The organism is Pseudomonas sp. Soil_N_39 (assembly GCF_057655955.1).
Window position 1 is genome coordinate 17,474 of record NZ_JBDGLI010000017.1, and the last position, 24,650, is coordinate 42,123.

At 63.1% G+C, this 24,650-nt stretch carries 17 protein-coding genes and 2 pseudogenes; 5 read left to right on the forward strand and 14 right to left on the reverse strand.

What is annotated here, in order from left to right; all coding sequences use genetic code 11:
• Window positions 1–84 precede the first annotated feature (84 nt).
• The 9 genes from AC3A5O_RS22220 to AC3A5O_RS22260 are packed head-to-tail and all read right to left on the reverse strand — an operon-like array spanning window position 85 to window position 9,359.
• Window positions 85–867, reverse strand: a complete 783-nt coding sequence (locus AC3A5O_RS22220; protein ID WP_305470649.1) for a 2-keto-4-pentenoate hydratase — start codon at window positions 865–867, stop codon at window positions 85–87.
• On the reverse strand, window positions 864–2,471 hold the full coding sequence (locus AC3A5O_RS22225; RefSeq protein WP_305470648.1) for a bifunctional 3-(3-hydroxy-phenyl)propionate/3-hydroxycinnamic acid hydroxylase: 1,608 nt from the start codon (window positions 2,469–2,471) through the stop codon (window positions 864–866). The genes AC3A5O_RS22220 and AC3A5O_RS22225 overlap by 4 nt, the downstream gene beginning before the upstream one ends.
• 2 nt (window positions 2,472–2,473) lie before the next feature.
• On the reverse strand, window positions 2,474–3,337 hold the full coding sequence (locus AC3A5O_RS22230) for an alpha/beta fold hydrolase (protein ID WP_122566342.1): 864 nt from the start codon (window positions 3,335–3,337) through the stop codon (window positions 2,474–2,476).
• Window positions 3,338–3,364: 27 nt separating this feature from the next.
• Window positions 3,365–3,967: an amino acid synthesis family protein gene (locus AC3A5O_RS22235; protein ID WP_122566341.1), complete on the reverse strand. Its 603-nt coding sequence runs from the start codon at window positions 3,965–3,967 to the stop codon at window positions 3,365–3,367.
• A 14-nt stretch (window positions 3,968–3,981) separates the two neighbouring features.
• Window positions 3,982–4,431, reverse strand: coding sequence for a VOC family protein (locus tag AC3A5O_RS22240; protein WP_109753211.1), 450 nt, complete (start codon window positions 4,429–4,431; stop codon window positions 3,982–3,984).
• Between the two features lie 11 nt (window positions 4,432–4,442).
• Entirely contained in the window at window positions 4,443–5,483 is a 1,041-nt protein-coding gene (locus AC3A5O_RS22245; RefSeq protein WP_122566340.1) for a VPS10 domain-containing protein, read from the reverse strand.
• A gap of 12 nt (window positions 5,484–5,495) precedes the next feature.
• Window positions 5,496–6,290 (reverse strand): SDR family NAD(P)-dependent oxidoreductase, encoded by a 795-nt coding sequence (locus AC3A5O_RS22250; protein ID WP_122566339.1) that lies wholly within the window; start codon window positions 6,288–6,290, stop codon window positions 5,496–5,498.
• 26 nt (window positions 6,291–6,316) lie between these two features.
• Window positions 6,317–7,807, reverse strand: a complete 1,491-nt coding sequence (locus tag AC3A5O_RS22255; RefSeq protein WP_122566338.1) for an aldehyde dehydrogenase family protein — start codon at window positions 7,805–7,807, stop codon at window positions 6,317–6,319.
• Between the two features lie 10 nt (window positions 7,808–7,817).
• Window positions 7,818–9,359 carry an acetolactate synthase large subunit gene (locus AC3A5O_RS22260; RefSeq protein ID WP_122566337.1) on the reverse strand — a complete coding sequence of 514 codons (1,542 nt, stop codon included), beginning with the start codon at window positions 9,357–9,359 and terminating at the stop codon, window positions 7,818–7,820.
• Window positions 9,360–9,632: 273 nt separating this feature from the next.
• On the opposite strand from AC3A5O_RS22260, the gene AC3A5O_RS22265 reads away from it, so the two are divergent.
• Window positions 9,633–10,385 carry an IclR family transcriptional regulator gene (locus AC3A5O_RS22265; RefSeq protein ID WP_305481406.1) on the forward strand — a complete coding sequence of 251 codons (753 nt, stop codon included), beginning with the start codon at window positions 9,633–9,635 and terminating at the stop codon, window positions 10,383–10,385.
• A 142-nt stretch (window positions 10,386–10,527) separates the two neighbouring features.
• Here AC3A5O_RS22265 and AC3A5O_RS22270 read toward each other — a convergent pair whose 3' ends face one another.
• The 4 genes from AC3A5O_RS22270 to AC3A5O_RS22285 all read right to left on the reverse strand — a co-directional run bounded on the left by AC3A5O_RS22270 (window position 10,528) and on the right by AC3A5O_RS22285 (window position 16,249).
• Window positions 10,528–11,853, reverse strand: coding sequence for an alginate export family protein (locus AC3A5O_RS22270; RefSeq protein ID WP_487753724.1), 1,326 nt, complete (start codon window positions 11,851–11,853; stop codon window positions 10,528–10,530).
• A gap of 82 nt (window positions 11,854–11,935) precedes the next feature.
• Window positions 11,936–13,285 (reverse strand): aminotransferase class III-fold pyridoxal phosphate-dependent enzyme, encoded by a 1,350-nt coding sequence (locus AC3A5O_RS22275; RefSeq protein ID WP_305470645.1) that lies wholly within the window; start codon window positions 13,283–13,285, stop codon window positions 11,936–11,938.
• An 11-nt stretch (window positions 13,286–13,296) separates the two neighbouring features.
• Complete coding sequence (locus tag AC3A5O_RS22280; protein WP_487753725.1) at window positions 13,297–14,718, reverse strand: aldehyde dehydrogenase family protein; 1,422 nt, start codon at window positions 14,716–14,718, stop codon at window positions 13,297–13,299.
• A gap of 82 nt (window positions 14,719–14,800) precedes the next feature.
• Window positions 14,801–16,249: an APC family permease gene (locus tag AC3A5O_RS22285; protein ID WP_122566332.1), complete on the reverse strand. Its 1,449-nt coding sequence runs from the start codon at window positions 16,247–16,249 to the stop codon at window positions 14,801–14,803.
• A 480-nt stretch (window positions 16,250–16,729) separates the two neighbouring features.
• On the opposite strand from AC3A5O_RS22285, the pseudogene AC3A5O_RS22290 reads away from it, so the two are divergent.
• The 4 genes and pseudogenes from AC3A5O_RS22290 to AC3A5O_RS22305 all read left to right on the forward strand — a co-directional run.
• Window positions 16,730–17,923: pseudogene (locus AC3A5O_RS22290) on the forward strand (PDC sensor domain-containing protein); the annotation flags it as partial.
• Between the two features lie 261 nt (window positions 17,924–18,184).
• Window positions 18,185–18,781: pseudogene (locus tag AC3A5O_RS22295) on the forward strand (methyl-accepting chemotaxis protein); the annotation flags it as partial.
• Between the two features lie 95 nt (window positions 18,782–18,876).
• The gene (locus AC3A5O_RS22300; protein WP_122566329.1) at window positions 18,877–20,046 is read left to right on the forward strand and encodes an efflux RND transporter periplasmic adaptor subunit; all 1,170 of its coding nucleotides are present in this window, start codon (window positions 18,877–18,879) and stop codon (window positions 20,044–20,046) included.
• A gap of 3 nt (window positions 20,047–20,049) precedes the next feature.
• Window positions 20,050–23,145 carry a multidrug efflux RND transporter permease subunit gene (locus AC3A5O_RS22305; protein WP_122566328.1) on the forward strand — a complete coding sequence of 1,032 codons (3,096 nt, stop codon included), beginning with the start codon at window positions 20,050–20,052 and terminating at the stop codon, window positions 23,143–23,145.
• Between the two features lie 636 nt (window positions 23,146–23,781).
• Here AC3A5O_RS22305 and AC3A5O_RS22310 read toward each other — a convergent pair.
• Window positions 23,782–24,630, reverse strand: coding sequence for an ureidoglycolate lyase (locus AC3A5O_RS22310; RefSeq protein ID WP_487753726.1), 849 nt, complete (start codon window positions 24,628–24,630; stop codon window positions 23,782–23,784).
• Between the last annotated feature and the right edge of the window lie 20 nt (window positions 24,631–24,650).

The window sequence follows — 24,650 nt, forward strand, 5'->3', positions numbered from 1 at the left end:
CGCTTCGCACTGGAGCGCCAGCCCGGTCAAGCGGGAGCAAGCTCCCTCGCCACGAGTGCATCATTTCACTTGCGTAAACAGTTCTTACTGCCGACCGTCTTCACCCGCCTGGAAAACCAAAGCCAGTTCCATGCCAAGCATGTACAACCGATACTCGGCGGCCTTGATCTCCAGGGGCGCCAACAAAGAGCCGGACAGCACCACCTGGCCCGCTTCAACGCACTGCCCATCAGCCAACAAGCGCCGGACCAGCCAGCACAGGTTGGCCTGGGGCGTGTCCTCGCGTGCTTGGGCATTGCCCTCGCCACAGGGCACCCCGTCGCATTCCAGGCGATAGTGCACGTGGGTCAATTGCTCGGGATGGAACCTGACCCGCGACCCCAGGCAATACAGCCCCGCCGCGGCATTGTCGGCAAGAAACGCGCCGACGCCGAAACGCCAGCCCTGCCAACGGCAATCGGCAATTTCGAACGCCGGCGCGACTTCGGAGATGGCGGCGAGGATGTCCTCGTCGCTGTAGAAACCGGGCACCAGCGTACGCCCCAGGACAAACGCCAGCTCGATTTCCAACTTCGGCTGGATCAGCCGTGCAAGCGGCACCGCACTGCCGGGCTCCACGGCCATGGCATCGGTCAACGCACCCAATACCGGCTCATAAATACCGAAACGGTCCTGGGCGGCGCGGCCGGCAAAGGCCACTTTCCATCCGGTCAACCGCTCACCACCGGCCTGGCGCCGGCGCAGCGCCTCACGCTGCAAGGTATAACCCATCGGCAGATCGACGGCCTCCGGCTCCAACGAAGGCAAACCGTGTACGGCCTGCGCGGCATCGTGAAGCCGGACCAGCAGATCATCTTCGCGCCTCATGAAAGTTGCTCCGCCAGTTTGCGCAATACGCCTTCGAGCCGCTCGGGTGTGGTGATCGCGGCAACGAACCGATCCGGTCGCACCACCACGACGCAGTCACGCACCTTGGCAAACCATTCGCCCAGGCGGTTATCGACATCCTCAACGCAAATGGCCCCGCTGACAGACAAGGGTTGGTTGCGCCCCACGCCACTGCGCGAGCGATTGATCTGGATGAACCGCGTCTCCCAGCGCGCCCACCAGGCGGCGGTTTCTTCACTGAGCTGTTCGCTCGGGTTGACCCGATACCCCAGCACCGCATAGGAATGCCCCAGCACCTCGTCCAGGCGTCGACGCTGGCCCTGGGCATCTTCGATGGACGGTTGGATGAACAACTGCCCGACCAGATCATCCTCATGCAGCTCGGCGCGCTCGTGGTACACCAGGCCTTTGGTGATGGTAGCCTTGGGTTTGAACTTGAATTCCAGCAAGTGCGAACGCAGGTTGTCGACGCTGTTGACGGCCTGGAACAGCCAGTCCCGCACACCGGCCATCAACGGGTTGGTCAGCCCCAGGACGGCGCCCATGTTGTCGGCCAGCGCGATGAGATCGGTCGCATGCCCGCGACGCTCCTGGTCGTAACTGGCCAGAATCGCCGGCGACGCCCTGCCCTGGAGAATCGCGGCGAGCTTCCAGCTGACGTTGGCGACATCACGCAGGCCTGAGTTGAGCCCCTGCCCGGCCCAAGGCGGGGAAATATGCGCCGCATCCCCCACCAGTGCCACCCGGCCCTGGACAAAGCGCGCCGCGACTCGGGAGTTATGGGTGTAGGCGCGGATCCGGATGATTTCCAGTTGATCGACCGCATCGCCGATATGCCCACGGATCAAGTCCCGGATCGTTGCTTCTTCGCACATCCGGGTCTCGTCTTCGCCCTCCAGGAGCATGAACTCCCAACGCCGTTGTTGATACGGCAGGTAGATGCAGACGAAAGGTCGCTGAGGGTCGGCATGCAAGGCGGTATACGGTGCGTCGAGGGTGTCGTTGGCCGTATCGATCACCACCCACTTGCGCGGATGGGTCAGCCCCAGCAGTTCAATACCGAGTTTCTTGCGCACGCTGGAACGTCCGCCATCGGCGCCGATCACGTACTGCGCCTGCAACTGATACAGCTCGCCCTGGGCATCGCGCACCTGCAAGGTCACGCCCTCGGCATCCTGCTCCAGATCGAGCATTTCATGGCCCTGGCGCAACGCGACACTGGCGTGCTTGCCCATCTGCTCGCGCAATGTCGTTTCAAGCAACTGTTGCATGAAGATGTTGCGCATCGGCCAGCCATAGTTCGCCGTGCTCGGCTTGACCTCGGCAAAACAGACGCCTCGCGCATTGTAGTAACGCAGGGGCACGTTGCAGATCATGTCGCGCACGGCCAGTTCAGCGATGCCGATGCCCTGCAACACTCGCAGCGCCTCGTCATCCATGCCCACCGCACGGGGATACGGCAGGACGCCGTCGGCCAATTCAAGGACGATGCAGTCGATACCGTACAGCCCCATGTAATGAGCGGCCGTGATCCCGTTCGGGCCACCGCCCACGATGACAACCTGGGTTTTCTCCTGCTTCATCGCTATTCACCGCTTTGTTGTTGTGGTTGTAGGCATTGGTCATATAAATAGTCCATGACGACGAGGTTGAACATTTCGCTCTGGTCATCATGGACATAATGGCTGGCGTCGGCGATTTCCTCTGTCCGCACCCACGCATTGGCCTGCTTGATCGACTCAAGGGTCGCCAACGGCAGGAAATCGGAACGGGCGCCACGAATGAACAGCGTCGGGCAATCCAGCGCCCGGACCGCCGGCCACAAGTCTGTCGGGGTAATACTCAGGCGCGCCTGGGCAATACCTTGCTGGTCGTGACGCCATTCGATGCCAGCCAGGGTTTCCTTCATGGAGTGCATCAATCTGGAAGCCAGCCCCTCCAGAGACAGGCCAGGTCGCGCTTGCCGCCAGAACTGGGCGGCGCTCTCCCAGTCAGGAAACAACAGCGGCGTCTGGCTCATCTCGCGTCGAATGCGCTCGGCGCCATCACCGCTGACCGAAGAGCCAGGGCCGATGTCCTCGATCACCAACGCTTGCAGGCGTCCCGGATTGAGCCGGGCATACTCCAGTGCATTGGTGCCACCAAGGGAGTGCCCCACCAGGACGAAACGCTGCAATCCCAAATGCGCCACCAAATCTTCAAGGTCATTGACGTAGACCTCGGTCCGGTAACTGGAGGCATCCGCCCAGTCACTGTATCCACGACCGCGCTGGTCAAGGGCATAGCAGCAGTACCGCTCGCCCAGCGCATTGGCCAAACCATCCCAGGTCTGGGCATAGGATCGCAGCCCGTGCAGCAGCACCACCGCAATGCCCGACGGGTTGCCCCACGACAAATAGTGCAGGCGCATCCCCGAACGATTGGTGAAGAACTGGCTGTTTGCAGACATTCGTTGGCTTCCCACGATCAGCGCACCTCAATACAGGCCGTCATTGCCCTTGACGTCGGCAGCCTGGAGACCACCCAGGCGGGCATGCAAACGCCCACGCGTGGCGAAGGCCCAGATAATGACCAACTCGTCGGCCGAGGGGCCATCGCCGAACGACAGGGAAATGCTGTCGTAGTGCGAACGGACATACAACGCATCCTTGTGGGCCAGCGGCACATCGATGGTCACGCCAGGCCCGCCACGCTTGCCGGTGGAAGGCACCCAGGACTTGCCCCCGCCCAACGCGACACGGATCGGATCCGCCGCCGGATTGGTCAGCAGCGCATTGCCATGCTCGTACTCGCCCTGGCTGCCCACCAGGCACGCCTTGCCGTAGCTGACAATCTCACGCTCGCCGGCCAACGCCTGGATGCGCCGACCAAACTCCTGGCCCAGCAAGGGTGACGGCTCTATCAGCTCGGCCAGGCTTTCGCTGAAACGGCCGGCGTAAGGGTTGGCGATCACCGCGCCAATGGCGTATTTGAACAGCGGCTCGCCATCGGCTAACTGGCCGGTTTCGTTGGCCAGGGTTTCCTCGACGAAGCTGTACCATTTGCGGATGTGATAACTGGCGAAATTCGCGGTTTTCATAAGAAAAGTCTCATTCAAAGTGGGTCGAGATCGAAATGCCGGCTGGGAGCCCCAGCGGCCTTGAAGCGGGCCTTGCCGCGCGCGTCGTCGTGTTCGGACTCGAGGAAAAATTCCATGCGATTGCCATCGGGGTCGTTGAAATACACGCCGTTGCCGATCTCGTGGTCGGTGATCTTTACCACCTCAACGCCCTTTTTCAGCAACATGCCGTAGAGCTTGCGCAGGGTGGTCATGTCGCCCGCGATCTCCAGCCCGTAGTGCTGCAACCCCAGGCCGCCCTGGTGGGCTCCGGGTTCCGCGCGGAGCAACGCGATGTCGTGATGCTTGGCACCAAACGCCATCATGATCCAGCTTTCACCCCGGGCGCTTTCATGCATGCCCAGCACATCGGCGTACCAACGTGCCGACACTTCAGGGTCGCTCACGAACAACGACAGGTGCGTACGAACGACTTCGACTTTCATCGCGCGATCCCTCAGTTCTTCTTGATGATGGATTGATGCCCGGACTTGATTTGCGCCACGGCGGGCGTCCAGAGCACATCAGCGATTTCACTGAATTCACGCCACTGCTTCTGCCAGCCGTCACCACCGTTCTCGGACGTGAACAGATGCCCGTACTTGGTACCGGCGACGATCTGGCGAGGGTCGGCAGGGTTCAAGGCAATCGCCCAGACACAGGAATTGGGTTGTTGCGGCAGCGGCAGCACTTCCCAACTGAGGGCGGCATCCCGGGAGACCAGCACCTTGCTGGTGGTGCCGGGGGTGCCGTCGGAGATGCTCAGGTAGAGCGTATCCTCACTGCCCAATGCGGCATTCATGGCGCGCACGTAGTACAGGCCGAAGGTTTCCCGGGCAACGATGCCGGTCCAGGTCTGCCCCTCGTCGAGGCTGCGGTACACGGCGTTGACGCACACCACGACGATGACCTTCTGTCCATGGTTGGGCAGGACCACGATGTTATGCACGTCCGAGTTGTAGTCCCACAGCAGTCGGTCATCGACGCGGGTCCAGCTATCGCCACCGTCACGACTGTGGAACAGCCCGCCCTCCTCCAGGCCGAACCAGAGCTGGTTGCGGTCCGTCGGGTCGTAGGCGAACGCCAGCAAGCGTGGACGACTGACGCCGTCGCAGAACTCCGGGATCTCCACGGGGGCGCGATCCCAGCTCTGGCCACCGTCAAGGGTGCGCCACAGTACCGCGCGCGAAGGCGCACCGGTGCCGACGAAAATGCGCTGCGCATCCTGCGGATCCACGGCCACCTTCCACACGGTTTGCCCGTTGAACGGCGAATCCACCCGCTGCCAATGGCCGCCAGTGTCATGGCTGATGCACAGGCCGACGTCGGTGCCGGCATAGATCACCTCAGGCGTACCCGGGTGGAAACTCAGGGATCGGGTGATCGCATCGAACTCCAGATCCTGGCCCAGGCCCAGGCGATGCCAGGTACGGCCATCGTCGGCGCTGCGGATCACCGCTTGCCCTACGGTGGCGACCAAAAGGGTTCCGTTACTCATCACTGCTGCTCCTCAAATGAAGATGCCGCGGGTCAAGCCGCCATCGATGCCAATGGATTCCCCGGTCACGGCGCCCGCCTTGGGCGATGCGAGGAAACCGATCAGCCAGCCCATTTCGATGGGCGCCAGGGTGCGTCGGATCGGCGTCGCATCGATGTAGGCCTGCTCCACCTGCTCGGGCGTCTTGCCCTGCTTGACCCCTTCGCGCTCGTACAGCTCCTGGATGTGCGGGGTGTCGACCACGCCGGGGTGGATCAGGTTGACCGTGATGCCGGAGGGGCCGAGTTGGTCGGAGAGGGTCTTGGTCATGTGGGCGATGGCCAGGTTGCGCATGCCCGAAAGGACTTTGCTGCCACGCCCGGTCAGGCCACCGATGTTGATGATGCGACCGAAGCCACCGGCCTTCATGTGCGGGGTCACCGCCTTGGCGCAGCGGAAATAGCCGATCACCTTGGTGTTGAGGTCCGAGAGCAATTCGTCGTCGCCGGCATGCTCGATGTCGTTGCGCACCACGCCGGACGGTGCCGCGGCGCCGTTGACCAGGATGTCGATGCGGCCAAAGTGCTTGTGGGCCGCCTCGACCATGTCGGATACCGCCGACATCTGGTTGGTGTCACAGAACAACGGCAGCACTTCGTTGCCGGTCTCTGCGGTGATTTCCTCGGCGGCTTGCTGGAGAAACTCCATGCGCCGCGCGCAGATCACCACCTTGCAACCTTCCTGGGACAAAAAGCGCGCGACTTCCTTGCCGATGCCCATACCACCGCCGGTGACGATCGCCACGCGGCCTTGCAATTCCAGATCCATAGCAGTTCCTCTTGTGATTATTCGGCTCAGGCCAGATCGACGAAGACACTTTTGGTTTCGGTGTAGGCATCGATCACGTTCTTACTCATTTCCCGACCCCAGCCGGATTGCTTGTAGCCGCCAAATGGCGAGGCCGGGTCGACGACGTTCCAGCAGTTGATCCACACCGAGCCGGCCTTCAACTGCGCCGCCACGCGATGGGCGGAACGCAAGTCGCGGGTCCAGAGCCCGGCCGCCAGGCCGTAAGGCGAGTCATTGGCGCGCAGCACCAGTTCATCGATTTCGGTCCAGCTCATGACGGTCAGCACCGGGCCGAAGATTTCTTCCCGGGCGACACAGGCGCGCTCGGCGCGGTCGAGAAACACGCTGGGGCGGATGAAGTGGCCGCGCTCCAGGTGGGCCGGCCGGTCACCGCCGCAGATCAGTTCGGCGCCTTCCTCCTGACCCCGTTGCAGGTAGCCACGCACCGTGCCCAGTTGCCGGGCCGAGACCAGCGGGCCCATGCTGCTGGCCGGATCCAGGCCTGGCCCCAACACATGGGCGGTCGCGTGGCGCTGGAGTTCTTCAAGCACCTGATCGAGGACGCTGGCGTGCACGTACAAACGTGATCCGGCGGTGCAAACCTGGCCCTGGTTGTAGAAAATGCCATCGGCGGCGCCTTTGGCGGCCCGGACGATATCGGCGTCCGGCAGGATGATGTTGGGGGACTTGCCACCCAGTTCCAGCGACACCTTCTTCATGTTGCCGGTGGCCGCTTGGGCGATCAGGCGGCCCACCTGGGTCGAGCCGGTGAAGGCGATCTTGTCCACGTCCGAGTGCTGGGCCAGCGGCGCGCCAGTCTGCGCACCCAGGCCAGTCAGCAGGTTGACCACCCCGGCCGGGAAACCGGCGGCCTCGATCAGTTGCACCAGGCGAATGGCAACCAGGGGCGTCTGCTCGGCGGGCTTGAGCACCGCGACACAACCGGTCGCCAGCACCGGGCCGAGCTTCCACACGCACATGGTCAACGGGAAGTTCCACGGCACGATCAAGGCGCAGACGCCCACCGGCTCGCGCAAGGTGTAGTTGAGCATCGGCGCGCCGCTGGAGGGCGACACCGGATGCGTGCTGCCTTCGATCTTGGTCGGCCAACCGGCGAAGTAACGAATGATGTTGGCCGCGCTGGCCGCTTCCCCGCGGGCCGCGGCGATCGGCTTGCCGTTTTCCAAAGTGATCAGTTGCGCCAGTTCTTCGCGATGCTGGTCGAGCAGTTCCGCCAGGCGAAACAGCAACAACCCGCGCTGGGCCGGCGACTGTTGTGCCCAGGTCCCCGTGAAGGCCGCACGGGCAGCAGCGACGGCGGCATCCACGTCGCGCTCGCCGCCTTCGGCGACTTCAGCCAGGATGGATTCGCTGGCCGGGTTTTCCACGGCAAACCGGCGACCATCGGCGGCGTCCTGCCAGGTGCCACCGATAAACAGGCGCCCGGGTTGCGACAGGAACTTCTCGACCGCAGGTAACAATTGAATCTGATTCATATCCGCTCCTTCACAGCGCCATTTCAATCAGGCAAGGACCGCCGTCGGCCTTGGCATTGGCCAGGGCGCGGTGCAGCTCACCATTGGTGTGCACGGTGCTGGCCGGCAAGCCGTAGCCCTTGGCCAGGGCCTTCCAATCGATGCGTGGGCGATCCAGCACCGTCAGGCTCAGGGCCTCGGGGCCCAGCTCGGTCATGCCGAAGCGACGCAGTTCGTTTTGCAGGATGGCGTAGCGATGGTTGGCCGCGATCAGGATCACCACCGGCAGTTGCTCGCGGGCGATGCTCCACAAGGTCTGGATGGTGTACTGGGCACTGCCGTCCGACTGCAGGCAAAACACCTTGTTGCCAGGCTCGGCCATGGCAGCACCAAAACCCACCGGGATACCCTGGCCGATGGCCCCACCGGTGTTGGTCAACACCCGATGCCGTGCGGCATGGGCCGAGGCGGTGAAGAACGGATAGCCGCACGTCCCGCCTTCCACCGAAACGATGCAGTCGTCCGGCAGCGACGCGGCCAGCACCTGGCCCACCGACTGCGGCGTCAACGTGGCTTCGCCGGGCGGCAGTTCGATACCAGTTGGCGTGGGCACGTAAGCCGGCGCTTCAAGGGCATCGGCCAGCGCAGTGAGCGCCCCGGCAACGTCGTCCCCCACCTCAGCCAGGCACAGCAGACGGTCACGCTCTGCCAGCCGGGAGGCAATGCCTTCGTAGCCGAAGTAGCTGATGGGCTCCGGGACGCCGGCGCAGACCACCGCGTCGTATTGGTCAAGGATCTCGATGGCCACTTCGGGGAAGTACGGCAGGCGATCCAGGTCTGGCAGGCCACCGCCGCGATAACTCATGCGTGGAAAGGTTTCGGCGAACAGGCGCACGCCCGGCAGTTGCGCCAGGCGCCCCGCCGCTTCCAGGCCGGCGACGGACAAGCCATGGTCGCCAACGATAAACACCAGGCGCCGACCCTCGCGCAATGCCTGAGCGACCGCCTCGATGCGATCACCAGCAAAACGCCGGACCGGAGCCTGCAATGCCGTGAAGGCTTTCTCGTGCTGCACGGTGTTGGCTTGCAAGTCCATTGGCAGGATCAGGCTGGCGATCTGGCCGTTGGCTTGCCAGGCGGCACGCACCGCCTCCTGGAAATCCTCACCAACGCCCGATGCGGTGCGCGAGGTCCGTACCCACTTGGAAACGCTGCCGGCCAACGCCTGGATGTCACTGGCCAGGGGTGGATCGTAATTGACGTGCCAGGACGCGTGATCGCCGATCACGTTGACGATCGGGGTGTTGGCGCGACGCGCGTTGTGCAGGTTGGCAATGCCATTGGCAAAGCCTGGGCCGAGGTGCGTCAGGGTCATCGCCGGCTTGCCGGCAATCCGGCCGTAGCCGTCCGCCGCGCCGGTGCACACGCCTTCGAACAAGGACAACACTGGCTTGAGGGCTGGCGCGCTGGCCATGGCTGCCACCAGGGGAATTTCAGTCGTTCCGGGATTGGCGAAGCAGTATTCGATACCGCTTGCCACCGCCGCCTTCACTATCAGTTGCGCACCATTCATTTCCAGCCCTCTTCATCGAGCGTTTGCAGTGGCTGAGATTTATCACACAGCACAACCGACAAAACAAGCTATTTTTCTGCATTAAAATCATATTTTGAGATTAATGCATATTTTAAAAGAGTAAACGGCTGAAAATACGCTTGTATTTCTCAAGCATTGGGTTACCGTGGCAACGCGCTCCTGAGCGAGCCCGCGGGCTTTTCATCGCCGCCGTGGCTACCTATAGTGCTCACCCAACGACCCCCTACGCGCCATTCCCCCTTTAGGAGCGAAATGAGCAGTCTGAGCAAAATGCTGAGTGTGCTGGACCTTTTCGGCCCGGCATCGCTGAAGATCGACCCCGATACCATCGCCGAGCACATGGGCCTGTCACGGGCGACCGTGTACCGCTACGTCAAGGATTTGTGCGACGCCGGCCTGCTGGTGCGGGTGGATGCCGGCAGCTACGGCCTGGGGCCACGCATCATTGAGCTGGACTGGATGATGCGGCAGTACGACCCGATCCTCGTGGCCGGCCGCGAGTTGATGCACGAGCTGTCCGACGCCACTGGCCTGGCGGTGTTCGCCAGCGTTTTCTACGACGGTCGCATCATCAACACCTACATTGCCGAACCCAGTGACACCTACCAGTTTTCATTCGGCCGTGGCCAACCGCTGCCGTTTTTTCGCGGTGCGCAATCCAAGGTGTTGATCGCCTTTCAGAAGGGTCGGCGCCTGCAACGCCTGTTCGAAGAACACCTGGCCAACGACCCCGACAGCGGCCATGACTGGACAAGTTTTTCCAAGGCCGCGAAAAAGATCCGCAAGGACGGCTATTGCATGACCCACGACGAACTCAACCTGGGCCTCACCGGTATCGCGGCGCCGATCGTCAACCCGGAGCTCGACGAAGTGGTGGGCAGTCTCTCGGCCGTCGGCAGCACCGACAGCTTCAAGCTGCTGCGCCAGGAAACCGTGGTTGAAATGGTGATGGACACCACCCGGCGGATTGCCGAGCGGATGCAACATCCGCCCGCCGTCGGCTAGAAACCGGAGGTGCGGCCATACCGGTGCCCTGTGGGAGCGAGCTTGCTCGCGATAGCGGTGGATCAGTTGAGATGGGTGTTGATTGGGCCGCCATCATCGCGAGCAAGCTCGCTCCCACAGGGCTTACTGAACACCCCCCTGCTTAGAACGGCACGGCCACCGTCACCTGGCTGTACACGTTGGTGCCATTGCCCGCCACTTGATTGCCCCCCGTCGTTGCATCCCGATCAGGTTTGTAGAGACCGATCAGCGGAGTGATGATCAAGTGCTCGTTCACGGCCCACTCGGCATACAGGTCCAGCTCACGGGCATCCAGGTTCAGGGCGTTGTCTTTACGCACGGTGTTGTAATCGAAGTACAACGCACCGAGGGTCAGGTTCTCCAACGGCGTGGCGGTCAGGCCGACATGATGAATGCCCGTGTTGCTGTTGAAGGGTCCGGCATAATTGCCCGCGACTTCGCCCTGGAACCAGGTGCCATAACCCGTGCTCTGCCCGGTGAACAGCGAATCCCACTTCTGCGAGTAGCGGGTGTAGCGGTACGTCAGCTTGGGGGCCCAGGCCAGATCGGCAAAGGTGTAGCCGGCCTCGGCGTACCAGGCGCTCTGCGGGCCGGCGTCCTTGTCCTGCCAGGCGTATTCAAATGCCAGGCTGGCGTTCTCGATGCCCGCGTCGCCTTCCCCACGAATGCTGTAGACGTCCATGCCCTCGCGTTGCTTCTGCAAATCGCTGGCCCAGCGATCATTCACATCAAGGCCATGGATCCAGGTCAAGCCCAATGTCCCGGCCTTGGCGGTGTAGTCCAGCGTGCCGGCGGTCAGTTCGGTTTCGGCCTGGGCGCGGTTGTCGGACTTGAGCCAGACCACACTGCCATGCAGCCCGTCCTGCCCACCCAAGCGCAACACCGCGGTCTGATCGAACGCGTGCCGGGCGGCCAGGTAATAGGCACCACCGCGATTCAAGCGACCATCGGCCGGCCCTTTGCCCAGGTTCGGCCCGTCATCGTTGATCAAGAAACCCCGGCCCAGCTTGACCACCTGGCGACCGCCGGAAATATCGACACCGTCCTGCCCCAGCACGGGGAACAGGTCGGCGGAGCGCCAGCCCAGGTAAGCGTCTTCGATCTTGGTGGTGCGTTCGGACCCAAGGGAATTACCGGCCGAATCGCCATCGCCCCAGGTGGCGGAACTGACCAGGCTGAACGCCCCGTAGGCGGTGCCATGGCCGGCCAGGCCCTGGTCGCCGCTGACGCCATACTTGATAAAGCCTTCGCGCCAGGTTGAACCGCCGGGCCTGCCATCGTAGTTCTTGCGACTGTTGAAGTGGCCGAACACCGCCAGCATGTCGGCGTTGAGGTGCGTGTCGTCATCGGCATACAACGCATAGGCCTGGACCTGACTCGCGGCGCAAAGCGCCAGCGTACAGGCCAGACCACTGCCGAAAAATTCCATACAGGATAGGTTCCGCATGGCTGGAGCTCCTTGTGGTGCGCCTTTGAAGGCTGTCTTTATATTCAGGAGCCGGCGCAGCAGGCTGCGCCGGCTGGCTGGGCTAGCGGCAGTCGGCGAGCGCGCTGTCCAACACACCGACCATCAGGGCGGCCTCGTCGCAGGTGAGGGTCAGCGGTGGCGACATCACGATTTTGTTACCGATCGGGCGCAGCAATACGCCGGCGCGCCGCGCTTGCTCGGCGATACGCGAGGCCAGGCCGTTGGCCGGGTCCAGCGGCTCGCGGGTGACCTTGTCCGCCACCAGGTCCACGGCGATCATCAAGCCCTTGCCCCGCACTTCGCCCACCACCGCATAGCGCTCGGTCAGCGGCTGCAGCTGCTCCAGCAATTGGGCACCGACTTTCCCGGCATTGCCCGGCAAGTCCTCGGCCTCGACGATGTCCAGCACCGCCAGGGCCGCCGCACAGGCGGTCGGGTGTCCGCTGTAGGTGTAGCCGTGCATGATCACGTTGCTGAAGCCCGGGCCGTTCTCGATGACATCGACGATGCGCTGGTTGAAGACCGTGGCGCCCATGGGGATGTAGCCGGCGGTGATGCCCTTGGCCAGGCACAGCACGTCGGGGGCGACGCCCCAGCCCCGACTACCGAGCATGCAGCCGGTGCGGCCGAACCCGGTGACCACTTCATCGGCGATCAACAGGATGCCGTGGCGGTCGCAGACTTCCCGCAGCTTCGTCCAGTAATGTGCCGGCGGCACGATCACGCCACCGGCACCTTGCACCGGCTCGGCGATCAGCGCGGCAATGGTCTGCGGACCGAGCAGCGCAATCTGGTCTTCCAATTGACGAATGCAGTGAGCGGTCAGTTCGTCTGGATCGCGGCAGTCCCAGGGATTGCGGTACAGCCACGGTGTATCGAGCAGATGACAGCCGGCCAATAGCGGCCCGTGGTTGTAGTGATAGACCCCATTGCCACCCACGGAAGTGCCGCCCACGTGCACGCCATGGTAGCCATTGCGCAACGATAGAAAGCGCGTGCGCCCGGGTTCGCCGCTGGCGATCCAGTATTGGCGGGCCATTTTCAGGGCTGTCTCCACCGCATCGGAACCGCCGGAACTGAACAGCACCCGCGCCATGTTCTCCTGGGCGAACATCGACGTCAGCCGCTCGGCCAGGTCGAACACCCGCGGATGGGCGATGCCGTCGAAGGTCTGGTAATAGGCCAGTTCGTCCAGTTGCGCGGCGATGGCCGCCTTCACCGAAGGCCGGTTATGACCCACGTTCACGTTCCACAGGCCGCCGACACCATCGAGCATGCGATGACCTTCGATATCGGTGATGTAGTTACCGTCGCCACGGGCGATGATCAACGTCTTGGAGCGATTGGCGGGCGCCGAAGAACTCATCGGGTGCCAGAATTTCTTCTGGGCTGTCTTGTAGTGCTCGTACATGGTTGCCGTCCTCACTTTGTTTCACGCTTGCGTACGTACAGCAGCTGCTGGCCGGTAAACTCCAGCAACCCTTCAAGGCCGAACTCGACGCCGAACCCGGACATCTTGCTGCCGCCAAACGGCGTATTCGGCTGGATCTGCGCATGGCAGTTGACCCAGGCCATGCCACATTCCAAGCGACTGGCCAGTGCCTGTGCCTGCTCGCTGTCGCCGCCCCAGACCGATCCACCCAGGCCCATGTCACCGGCATTGGCGCGGCGCAGGACGTCCTCGACATCCTCATAGGCGATCAGGGGCAACACCGGGCCGAACTGTTCCTCGTCCACCAGGCGCTGCCCGTCGGTCACATCGGCCACCAGCGTCGGCGGATAGAAAAAGCCCGGGCGGTCCAGACGGGCACCGCCGCACAACACCCGCGCTCCATGGGCACGGGCATCGGCCACCAGGTCCTCAACCAGCTTCAACTGCTCGAGGTTCTGCACCGGGCCAAACGTGACCCCAGGCGTCAGGCCGTCACCCACCACCTGACGCTGGGCGATCTTGGCCAGGGCCTCGGCAAAGGCCTCGTACTGGGATTGGTGGATGTACAAGCGCTTGAGGGCGGCGCAGGTCTGCCCCATGTTCAGGAACGCCGCCTGGAAAATGTCTTCGACCACCGCCTCGACCGGCGTGCCGGGCAGCACGATGGCGGCATCGTTACCGCCCAGTTCCAGGGTCAGGCGCTTGAGGTTGCCAGCGGCGCCGCGCATCACGCTTTGGCCGGTGGCGGTCGAGCCGGTGAAGACGATTTTCTGGATGCCGGCATGGGCAGTGATCGCGCTACCGAAACCTTGTTCGCCGGTCACGCTATTGATCACGCCCCGCGGGACATGGCGCGCGATGATCTCCACCAGGCGCAGGGTGCTCAAGGGGGTCAGGCTGGACGGCTTGCTGATCACGCAGTTGCCGGCCCGCAACGCCGGCATGATGTGCCAGACGGCGATCATGAATGGCCAGTTCCAGGGCGTGATCGACGCGACGACGCCCAACGGCTTGCGGTGCAGTTCAATGCGCTGGCTCGGGGTCTCCTCCACCAACTCCACGGGAATCTGTTGTTCGGCGGCGTAACGCGTCCAGGCCACCGCGCCCATCACTTCGGAGAACGCCAGTTCCAGCGGTTTGCCCTGCTCCAGGACAATCAGCCGGGCCAACGACTCGGCGTCCTGTTCGATGTCCGCCGCGATGCTCAGCAGGCGCTGGCGGCGATCTTCATGGGTGCTGTGGCGCCACTCGACAAAGGCCGATTGCGCCGCTTCGACGGCAAGGTCCAGTTGCGCCAGGGAACCGGCCGCGCAGCGGGCGCACACCGTAGCGGTCGCCGGATTGACCACATTGAAGTGACCGTTTTCGCCGTCGACCCGGGCCCCATTGATGAGCATTTGATAATCGTGCATAGCTTCTTCCTTTCGCGCGCTGCCGGACCGTCCCGAACGACAGCGCAGTTTTTTTGTGTGGTTTGACGTGGCCCGTGGCGCCCTAGAGCTTGTGGCTACCCAACGCCATGAACCGCTCAGGCGATGCCTTGCGCAATCGGGCGGCGAGGAACACACCGACGATCAGCGCGGCGGGAATGACGGCGCAAAGGCCGTAGGACAACAGCTGGCTGGCGCCGGTCAGCACGTCGAAATGAATCACTGCAAGGACCAGGACCGCCAGCAATGCCAGGCACGAAAAGCCCGGAAGAATCCGACCGCGCCAGAGCCCCAGCTTCAACTCCGGGTGCGAGCGGAAATAGACGAATACCGCCGCCGAGGTCAAGGCCATGAGCAGGATCACGCACAACGTCGCCAGGTTGGAGAACCAGGCGAACAATTGCAGGATCGGGTCGGCATCCAACGCGGCAAAGATCAACACCACCACCGCCGCGATCAGGCTTTGCAGGACCGAGCCCATGTGCGGGCTCTGGTGCACGCGATGGGTGGTGCCCAACCGGCTGTGCAACAAACCGTCACGTCCGATGGCATAGAAGTAACGCGCCGCGGCGTTGTGGAACGCCAGCAGCCCGGCGTAGATGCTGACCATGAACAGCACGCGGATGATCTGGGTCAGCTGCGGGCCGACAAAGTGATCGGACATACCGTAGATGAACGTGGTGGGATCCTGGAGCGCCTGCAAGGTCGGCACGATCTTGTCCGCCCCTACACCAATCACCATCGCCCAGACCGACAGGGCATAGAAACCACCGATCAACAGCACCGAACTGTAGGTGGCGATGGGAATCGTACGGTGCGGGTTCCTGGCCTCCTCACCATAGATGGTGGTGGCCTCGAAGCCGATGAACGCTGCGAAGCAGAACAGCAAGCCGATGGACGGCGTGCCGCTGAATACATGGCTGCGATCGAACGAATCGAGATTGATGCCACTGTCGCCACCGGTCTTGAGGATGGCGAAATCCAGCGTCAGGATCGCCAGGTATTCGGCAATGACCACCACCGACAGCACCCGGGCCGACAGGTCGATCTTGCGATAACCAAGAATCGCGATGCTCGCCATCGCCAGGAGCGAATACGTCCACCACGGCAAATCCAGGCCAAAGACGCTGGCCATCGTGCCGCTGACCACACCGCCGAACATGCCGTACAGGCCGACCTGGAGAATGTTGTAGGCAAACATCGCCAACACCCCCGCCGCACCACCGGCCAGGCCACCCAAACCGCGAGCGGTAAATGCATAGAAACCACCGGCGTTGGTCATGTGTCGGGACATGGCGGTGTAGCCCGCCGAGAACGCCAATAACACCAGCAAGGCCAGGATCAGCAACGCCGGTGTGCCGGCGCCGTTGCCCAGCATGATGCCAATGGGGAAGCCGCCGGCGATGACGCTCAAAGGGCTCGCCGCCGAAATCACAAAGAAGATGATGAAGCCGACACCCAGGGCGCCACGCTTCAACTCCGTCGAGCTGCTGATCGGGAAAGATACGCTCATTGTTCTTGACCTTATTGTATGAGGCAGTTGTTGCTGGATCGGAGACGGCCCGCTTCACCGACTTCCAAAAGCTTATTGTTCTGCTTGCACGCTGGATTCGATGCTAGGCCCTGGCCGAAACCCTTCGCTATCCCAAAACGGCAGCATCCGAGGCGGTGCCCCAAAACAGGTCAGCCCTTGTGGCGAGGGGATTTATCCCCGCTGGGCTGCGAAGCGGCCCCCAAACCATGCTGCTCGGTGTGCCAGGAAGGTTGAGTTCGCTGTCTTAGGGCTGCTGCGCAGCCCAGCGGGGATAAATCCCCTCACCACAGGGACGTCGTCGCCCTACTAAGTGAACCGCATTGGCCCCATGCCAGCGCACAACGGCTGCCGATTCGGGATAACGGGAAAATGCCTCCTGCCGCAAGATAACCTCGCCCACCGCTCAGACAGCGCCGGGCCCAAAACAATAAAAGCCCCTAAGCGCAGGAAACTCTCAGCATGTTCTTCGCTCGTCTCTCTATCCAATGGCGGATCACGCTCCTGAGTGGGCTGTGCCTGCTGGCCGTCGTCGGGGCACTGACCGGAGCCTCCCTGTATCAGAACGAGCAAGGCGCCACCCTGCTCAAGCAGCAAAGCAGTCAACTGCTCGGGCGCTCGGCCCTGGAAGGTCTGCAGGCACAGGGCCTGGCACACGGTCAGCGGGTGGAACGGTTTTTCAGCGAAACGGCGATCTATGGGGAAGGCTTTGCCCAACAGGTCCTGCAACTGCGTACCCAGGCGTGGAACGGGCGACTGACGCCAGGGCAACTGCGCCGGGACCTGATCGCCGCGACCCGCCAGGCCCTTCAGAACCGCGAAAAAGTCCTCGGTTTCTACGTGGTGCTGCTTCCCGACGCACTGGTCGGTGAAGATGCCGGTTTCGCTGGACAACGCGATCTGGCCGGCAATGAAAAAGGTCGCTTCGCCCTGTACTGGTCGCAAAGCCAACCCGGGCATCTGGTACAAGAGGTGCTCAGCGAAGCCCAGATCAGCGCCAACACCGCCCCACCAGGCAGCGAGCCAGCCAACGCCTGGTACGTCTGCCCGCAGACCCAGGGGCGCACCTGCGTGACAGAGCCCTACGCGATCGAAGTCGAAGGCCAGAAGACGTTGATGAGCAGCATCTCCATACCGTTGCTGGACCAGGGCAAAGTCATCGGCGTGGTGGGCATGGACATCAGCCTCGATACCCTCCAGCAACTCGCCGCCAGCCTTGCCAACGACCTGTATCCCGGCCACAGCGAGATCAACATTCTTTCCCCGTCAGGACAAATTGCCGGCCATAGCGGCGAGGTTGACGGCACCTCCATCGACGTTCGCCAAGCCGTGCAAACCACTCCCGCCAATACCCCCTGGCAATTGCAGATACGCGTGCCACAAGCGCTTGTGCAAGCGCCAGCCCTGCACATGCAGGCGCAGTTGGACGACAAGCATCGCCAGGCCAATTGGTTCAACCTCAGCCTGGGCTTGCTGGCTGCCGGCCTGGGACTGTTACTCATCTGGCTCACCGCTTACGGCGTGACTCGGCCGCTGCTGCGGGTGGCGCAGATGCTCGATGCGATTGTCGACGGCGACGGCGATCTCACCCAGCGCCTGCCCAACGACCGCCACGATGAGCTGGGCCATCTGGCGAGGGGGTTCAACCGTTTCCTCGACAAACTGCAACCCATCATCCGCGATATCCAGCAAGCCTCCCTGGACACCCGCGACACCGCCGATACGTCGGCGCAAGTGGCCCGGGAAGTCAGCGCGGGCATGCACACGCAGTACCGGGAAGTCGAGCTGGCAGCAACCGCCCTGCATGAAATGAGCACCAGCGCCCAGGAAGTGGCTCGCCATTCCAACCAGGCGGCCGATGCCGCCACCGTCGCTGAGAACGCAAGCCGATCGGGACGGGAATTGTTCGCCAACGCGGTCACCAGCATCGACAGCCTAGACCGGCGCCTGGAAACCACCCTCGAGCAAGTGCAGGCGCTGGCCGGCAACAGCCAGCACATCGACCAGGTGCTGGACGTGATCTGTGCCATTGCCCAACAGACCAACCTGCTGGCCTTGAATGCCGCCATCGAAGCAGCCAGGGCGGGTGAACAAGGGCGCGGCTTCGCCGTGGTGGCCGACGAAGTTCGCCATTTGGCCAGCAACACCCAGAACTCGGTCGAGCAGATACGCACGGTGATCGAAGCACTACAACAGTTGAGCCAGGAGGTCGTGCACAGCACCCAACTGAGCCGCGAACAGGCCAGGGACAGCGTCGCTCAAGTCGAAAAGACCCATGTGGCGCTGCAACACATCACCGACGCCGTGGAAGTGATCGAACACATGAACCAGCAGATCGCCAGCGCCGCTCTGGAGCAAAGCGCTGTCGTGGAAGACATCAGTCATCGCGTCAGCGACATTCGCGGGATCAGCGAGACCTTGACCAGCCGGATGGAAGAAGCCTCGCAGGCCAGCCACTCGCTGCATGCCATGGCCAACCATCAGCAAAAGTTGGTGGGTCACTTTCGGACTTAAGGGGGATTACACAATTTCACAGAGCGCCTACAAAGCTTCACCCCTGGCACTGGCTTCGATCCCTACCATGGGCGGCTCAATAGTGGGGAAGCACCATGTCCAAGATTCCTTTTGTCACACTGAGCCTGTTGGTCGGCGCGCTGCTGCTCAGTGGCTGTGATAGCGCCTCGACTCCGCAAGCCTCCGCCCCGCTGGCAAGCGTGCGTGTCGAAACCGTCCAGGCCCGGCCACTGTCGATCAGCAACGAGCTGAGCGGCCGGATCGCCGCGCCACGGGTCGCCGAAGTCCGGGCACGGGTGGCCGGCGTGGTCTTGCAGCGGGTGTTTCATGAGGGTCGCGACGTCAAACAGGGTGAGGTGCTGTTTCGCATCGATCCGGCACCGTTCAAGGCCGACCTGGACAGTGCCGAGGCGGCGTTGCGCAAGGCCGAGGCCAATGCGTTCCAGGCCCGTTTGCAGGCACAACGTTACGCCCAGTTGATCGACGACAAGGCGATCAGTGGCCAGGATTACGACAACGCCCGGGCCAGCGTACGTCAGACGGCCGCGGACGTCGCCGCCAACAAGGCCGCGGTGGAACGGGCGAAGCTGAACCTGGGGTACGCCACGGTGACCGCGCCGATTTCCGGACGCATCGGGCGCGCCCTGGTGACTGAAGGCGCCTTGGTGGGGCAGAACGAAAGCACGCCATTGGCGTTGATCCAGCAACTGGACCCGATCCACGCCGACCTCACGCAATCGACCCGCGAACTCAACGACCTGCGCCGCGCCTTTCGCGCGGGGCTTTTGCAAGCGGTCGGCCAGGACCAGGCCAAGGCCACCTTGATCCAGGACGACGGCAGCCCTTATCCGTTGCCCGGCAAGTTGCTGTTCACCGATCTCAGCGTTGATCCGAGCACCGGCCAGATCACCCTGCGCAGCGAGTTCCCCAACCCGGACCTGGACCTGCTGCCGGGCAGTTTCATCCGCGTGCGCCTCGAACAAGCAGTCAACAGCCAGGGCATCACCGTGCCGCAACGGGCCATCCTGCGCGACAGCGCCGGAGTTGCCCAGGTCTTGCTGCTGGACGCCGAGCAGAAGGTCAGCCAGCAACCGGTGCAACTGGGCGCTGCGCAAAACGATCGCTGGGTCGTCACCCACGGTTTGAAACCCGGCGACCGCATCGTCATCGAGGGTCTGCAACACGCCCGTCCCGGCGAGCAGGTCCGAGTCGACGATTCCCCTCTTCCCCTCGCCCAGGTTCCCGGGCCACAGGCAGGACACTAAGCCATGCCGCAATTTTTCATCGACCGTCCGGTATTCGCCTGGGTCGTCGCGCTGTTCATTCTGTTGTCTGGTGTCTTGGCCATTCCACAGCTGCCGGTGGCGCAATACCCGGTCGTGGCCCCGCCACAGATCGAGATCTATACCGTGTACCCGGGCGCCTCGGCGCAAACCGTGGACGAAAGCGTGGTCAGCCTGATCGAGGAAGAACTCAACGGCGCCGACAACCTGCTGTATTTCGAATCCCAAAGCAGCCTGGGCAGCGCCACCATCACCGCGACCTTCCAACCCGGGACCAACCCGGAACTGGCCCAGGTCGACGTGCAGAACCGCCTCAAAGCGGTGGAGTCGCGCCTGCCGCAAGCGGTCACGCAGCAGGGCTTGCAGGTGGACAAAGTCTCCGCCGGCTTCCTGCTGCTGATCACCCTCACCTCCAGCGACGGCAAGCTCGACGACGTGGCCCTCAGCGATTACCTGGCGCGCAACGTGATGAACGAGATCAAGCGCCTGGACGGTGTCGGCAAGGCCCAGCTGTACGGGGCCGAGCGAGCCATGCGGATCTGGATCGACCCGCAGAAACTCGTCGGTTTCAACCTGACCCCGGCCGACGTCAATGCCGCCATCGTCGCGCAGAACGCCCAGGTATCGGCCGGCAGCCTGGGGGATTTGCCGAGCCGCAGCACCCAGGAAATCACCGCGACCATCGTCGTCAAAGGCCAGCTCAACACGCCTCAAGAGTTTGCCGACATTGTGCTCAAGGCCAACCCCGATGGCTCGACGGTGCGCATCGCCGACGTGGCCCGGGTGGAAATCGGCAGCCAGGAATACCAGTTTTCCACGCGACTGAACGGCAAGCCGTCCACCGCGGTGGCGGTGCAACTGTCGCCGGGCGCCAATGCCTTGAACACCGCGACCCTGGTGCGCAACAAGATGGACGAGCTGTCGCGCTACTTCCCGGCTGGCGTGGAATACAAGATTCCCTACGACACCTCCCCCTTCGTCAAAGTCTCGATCACCAAAGTGATCTATACCCTCGGCGAAGCGATGCTGCTGGTATTCGCGGTGATGTTCCTGTTCCTGCAGAACATCCGCTACACCCTGATCCCGACCCTGGTGGTGCCGGTGGCGTTGATGGGCACCTTCGCGACGATGCTCGCGCTGGGGTTCTCGATCAACGTACTGACCATGTTCGGCATGGTGCTGGCCATCGGCATCCTGGTGGACGATGCCATCGTGGTGGTGGAGAACGTCGAGCGGATCATGGCCCAGGAAGGCTTGTCGCCCAAAGAGGCCACGCGCAAGGCCATGGGGCAGATCACCGGTGCCATCATCGGCATCACCCTGGTGCTGGTGGCGGTGTTCCTTCCGATGGCGTTCATGCAGGGCTCGGTGGGGGTGATTTATCAGCAGTTCTCGCTGTCCATGGCGACGTCGATCCTGTTCTCGGCCTTTCTCGCCCTGACCTTGACCCCGGCGCTTTGCGCGACCTTGCTCAAGCCGGTCGCCCCGGGTGACCACCACGCCAAAAGCGGTTTCTTCGGCTGGTTCAACCGTGGCTTCGACCGATTCGGCGACCGCTATCAGGGTTGGGTGGCCTATGCGCTGAAACGCAGCGGCCGTTATCTGCTGATCTACGGCGTGCTGCTGGTGGGCATGGGCCTGCTGTTCAGTCGCCTGCCCTCCTCGTTCCTGCCGGTGGAAGACCAGGGCTACACCATCACCGACATCCAGTTGCCACCGGGCGCGAGTAAAAACCGGACGGTGCAGGTGGTGGAGCAGATCGAAGCCCACAACGCCGGCGAGCCGGGGGTCGGCGACAGCACGATCATTCTCGGTTTCAGCTTCTCCGGCAGTGGGCAGAACGCGGCCCTGGCCTTCACCACCCTGAAGGACTGGTCGCAGCGCGGTGCCGAGGATTCGGCGGCGTCGATCGCCGACCGTGCCAATCTGGCGCTGGGTCAAATCAAGGACGCCATGGCGTTCTCGGTGCTGCCACCACCCGTGGATGGCCTGGGCACTTCCAGCGGTTTCGAGTTCCGTTTGCAGGACCGGGGTGGCCTCGGTCATGCCACCTTGATGCAGGCACGCAGCGAATTGCTCGCCGCCGCCGAAAAAAGCCCGATGCTGATGAATGTGCGCGAAAGCGCCCTGGCCGAAGCGCCGCAGGTACAATTGGAGGTCGACCGCAAGCAAGCCAATGCCCTGGGCATTTCCTTTGCCGATGTTGGCAGCGTGTTGTCCACGGCGGTGGGTTCGGCCTACATCAACGACTTCCCCAACCAGGGACGCATGCAGCGGGTGGTGGTCCAGGCCGAGGGCGACCAGCGCAGCCAGGTCGAAGACTTATTGAAGATCCACGTGCGCAACAACAGCGGGAAAATGGTTCCGTTGTCGGCATTCGTCCAGGCCCGCTGGACCCAGGGGCCGGCGCAACTGACTCGCTATAACGGTTATCCGGCGGTGAGCATTTCCGGCGAACCGGCACCGGGCTACAGCACCGGGCAAGCCATGGCCGAAATCGAACGGCTGGTGGCCCAGGGGCCGACGGGCCTGGGCCAGGAATGGACCGGGTTGTCCTTGCAGGAACGCTTGTCCGGCAGCCAGGCGCCGATCCTGTTGGGGCTGTCGCTGCTGGTGGTGTTCCTGTGCCTGGCGGCGCTGTACGAGAGCTGGTCGATTCCGACCTCGGTGTTGCTGGTGGTGCCGCTGGGGGTGCTGGGTGCGGTATTGGCCGTGTCGTTGCGCGGCATGCCCAACGATGTGTTCTTCAAGATCGGGCTGATCACCATCATCGGTCTGTCGGCGAAGAACGCGATCCTGATCATTGAGTTCGCCAAGAGCCTGTACGACGACGGCCACGATCTGATCGACGCAACGCTTGAGGCCGCCCGCCTGCGCTTGCGACCGATCATCATGACTTCGCTGGCGTTCATCCTTGGCGTGGTGCCGCTGGCGATTGCCACCGGGGCCAGCTCGGCGAGCCAGCAGGCCATCGGCACCGGGGTGATCGGCGGGATGATCAGCGCCACGCTGGCGGTGGTGTTCGTGCCGGTGTTTTTTGTGGTGGTGATGAAGCGTGTCAGGCGTGTTGATGCCAAGTGAGGCTAGGCCTTATAGCCGGCCTGGTTCTCCCGGTCGTACTCTGTTCCCATTGTGGGAGCGAGCTTGCTCGCGATGGCGGCCTCGCGGCTGGCCTGGATGTTGGTGATTGAGTACATATCCATTGCTGCGGTAACGGCTGCTTAGGGTTCCGCTTTTACAGCGGGTCACTTTTGAAGAGCCCGGAAGCCGGCCCAGTCAAAAGTAACCAAAACGCTTCTGCCCCACCACTCGGCACCTCGCCTAGGCTCGGTGTGCCCGAACGAAGGCATTGCTCCGTGGGCCCGCCGCGAAGGGCCATCCATGGCCCAGCGCGGCTATCCCGGCATCCATGCCGGGATGCCCACTGCACAATGCCTGCGTTCGGCCAGCGTGGTTAACGGGGCGCCGAGATCAACGTCCACCACGAGGCGGCCTGATAGCCGACCTGGTTCTTGGTGAGACCGCGTTCCCCCTGTGGGAGCGGGCTTGCTCGCGAAGGCGGCCTTACAGCCGACCTGTTTCTCCGGCCATGCCCTGATCCATTGTGGGAGCGAGCCTGCTCGCGAAGGCAGTCTTACAGCCGACCTGTTTCTTGGTGAGACCGCGCTCCCCCTGTGGGAGCGAGCTTGCTCGCGAAGGCGGCAGCAAGCCCAACCATCAGTCCGCCTGCACCGTGACCTGGCGCTGTTCGCCCAACCCCTCGATCCCCAGGCGAATGGTCTGGCCCGGCCGCAGGAACACCGGGTTGGGCTTGATGCCCAGGCCAACACCCGGTGGTGTGCCGGTCGAGATGACGTCGCCGGGTTGCAGGCTCATGCACCGGCTCAGGTAGGCAATCAGCTGCGGCACGCTGAAGATCAGCGTCCGGGTATTGCCGTTCTGATAGCGGTGTCCGTCAACCTCCAGCCACAGGTCCAGCGTATGGGGGTCGGCGATTTCGTCCTGGGTCACCAACCAGGGCCCGAGAGGACCGAAGGTGTCGAAACCCTTACCCTTGTCCCAGGTGCCGCCGCGCTCCAACTGCCACTCGCGCTCGGACACATCGTTAATGACGCAGTAGCCAGCGACATGCTCCATGGCATTGGCTTCGTCGATGTAGCGCCCGCCTTTACCGATGACCACGCCCAGTTCGACTTCCCAATCGGTCTTGAGCGACCCACGGGGGATCTGGATGTCGTCGTTCGGCCCGCAAATGGCACTGGTCCATTTGTTGAAGATGATCGGCTCGTTCGGCACCTCCATGTTCGACTCGGCGGCATGGTCGGCATAGTTCAGGCCGATACAGATGAATTTGCCGACCTGGCCGACACAAGCACCGATGCGCGGCTGGCCGACCACGAGCGGCAAGCTGCGCGGGTCCAGGGCGGCGAGCGCTGCCAAGCTCTCCGCGCCCAGGACCTGTCCGGCGATGTCCGGCACATGGCCCGAGAGGTCGCGGATTTGATTGTCATCATCCAGCAGCCCGGGTTTTTCCGAACCTTTTTCGCCGTAACGCAACAGTTTCATGAAGTGCTCCTGCTCAATTG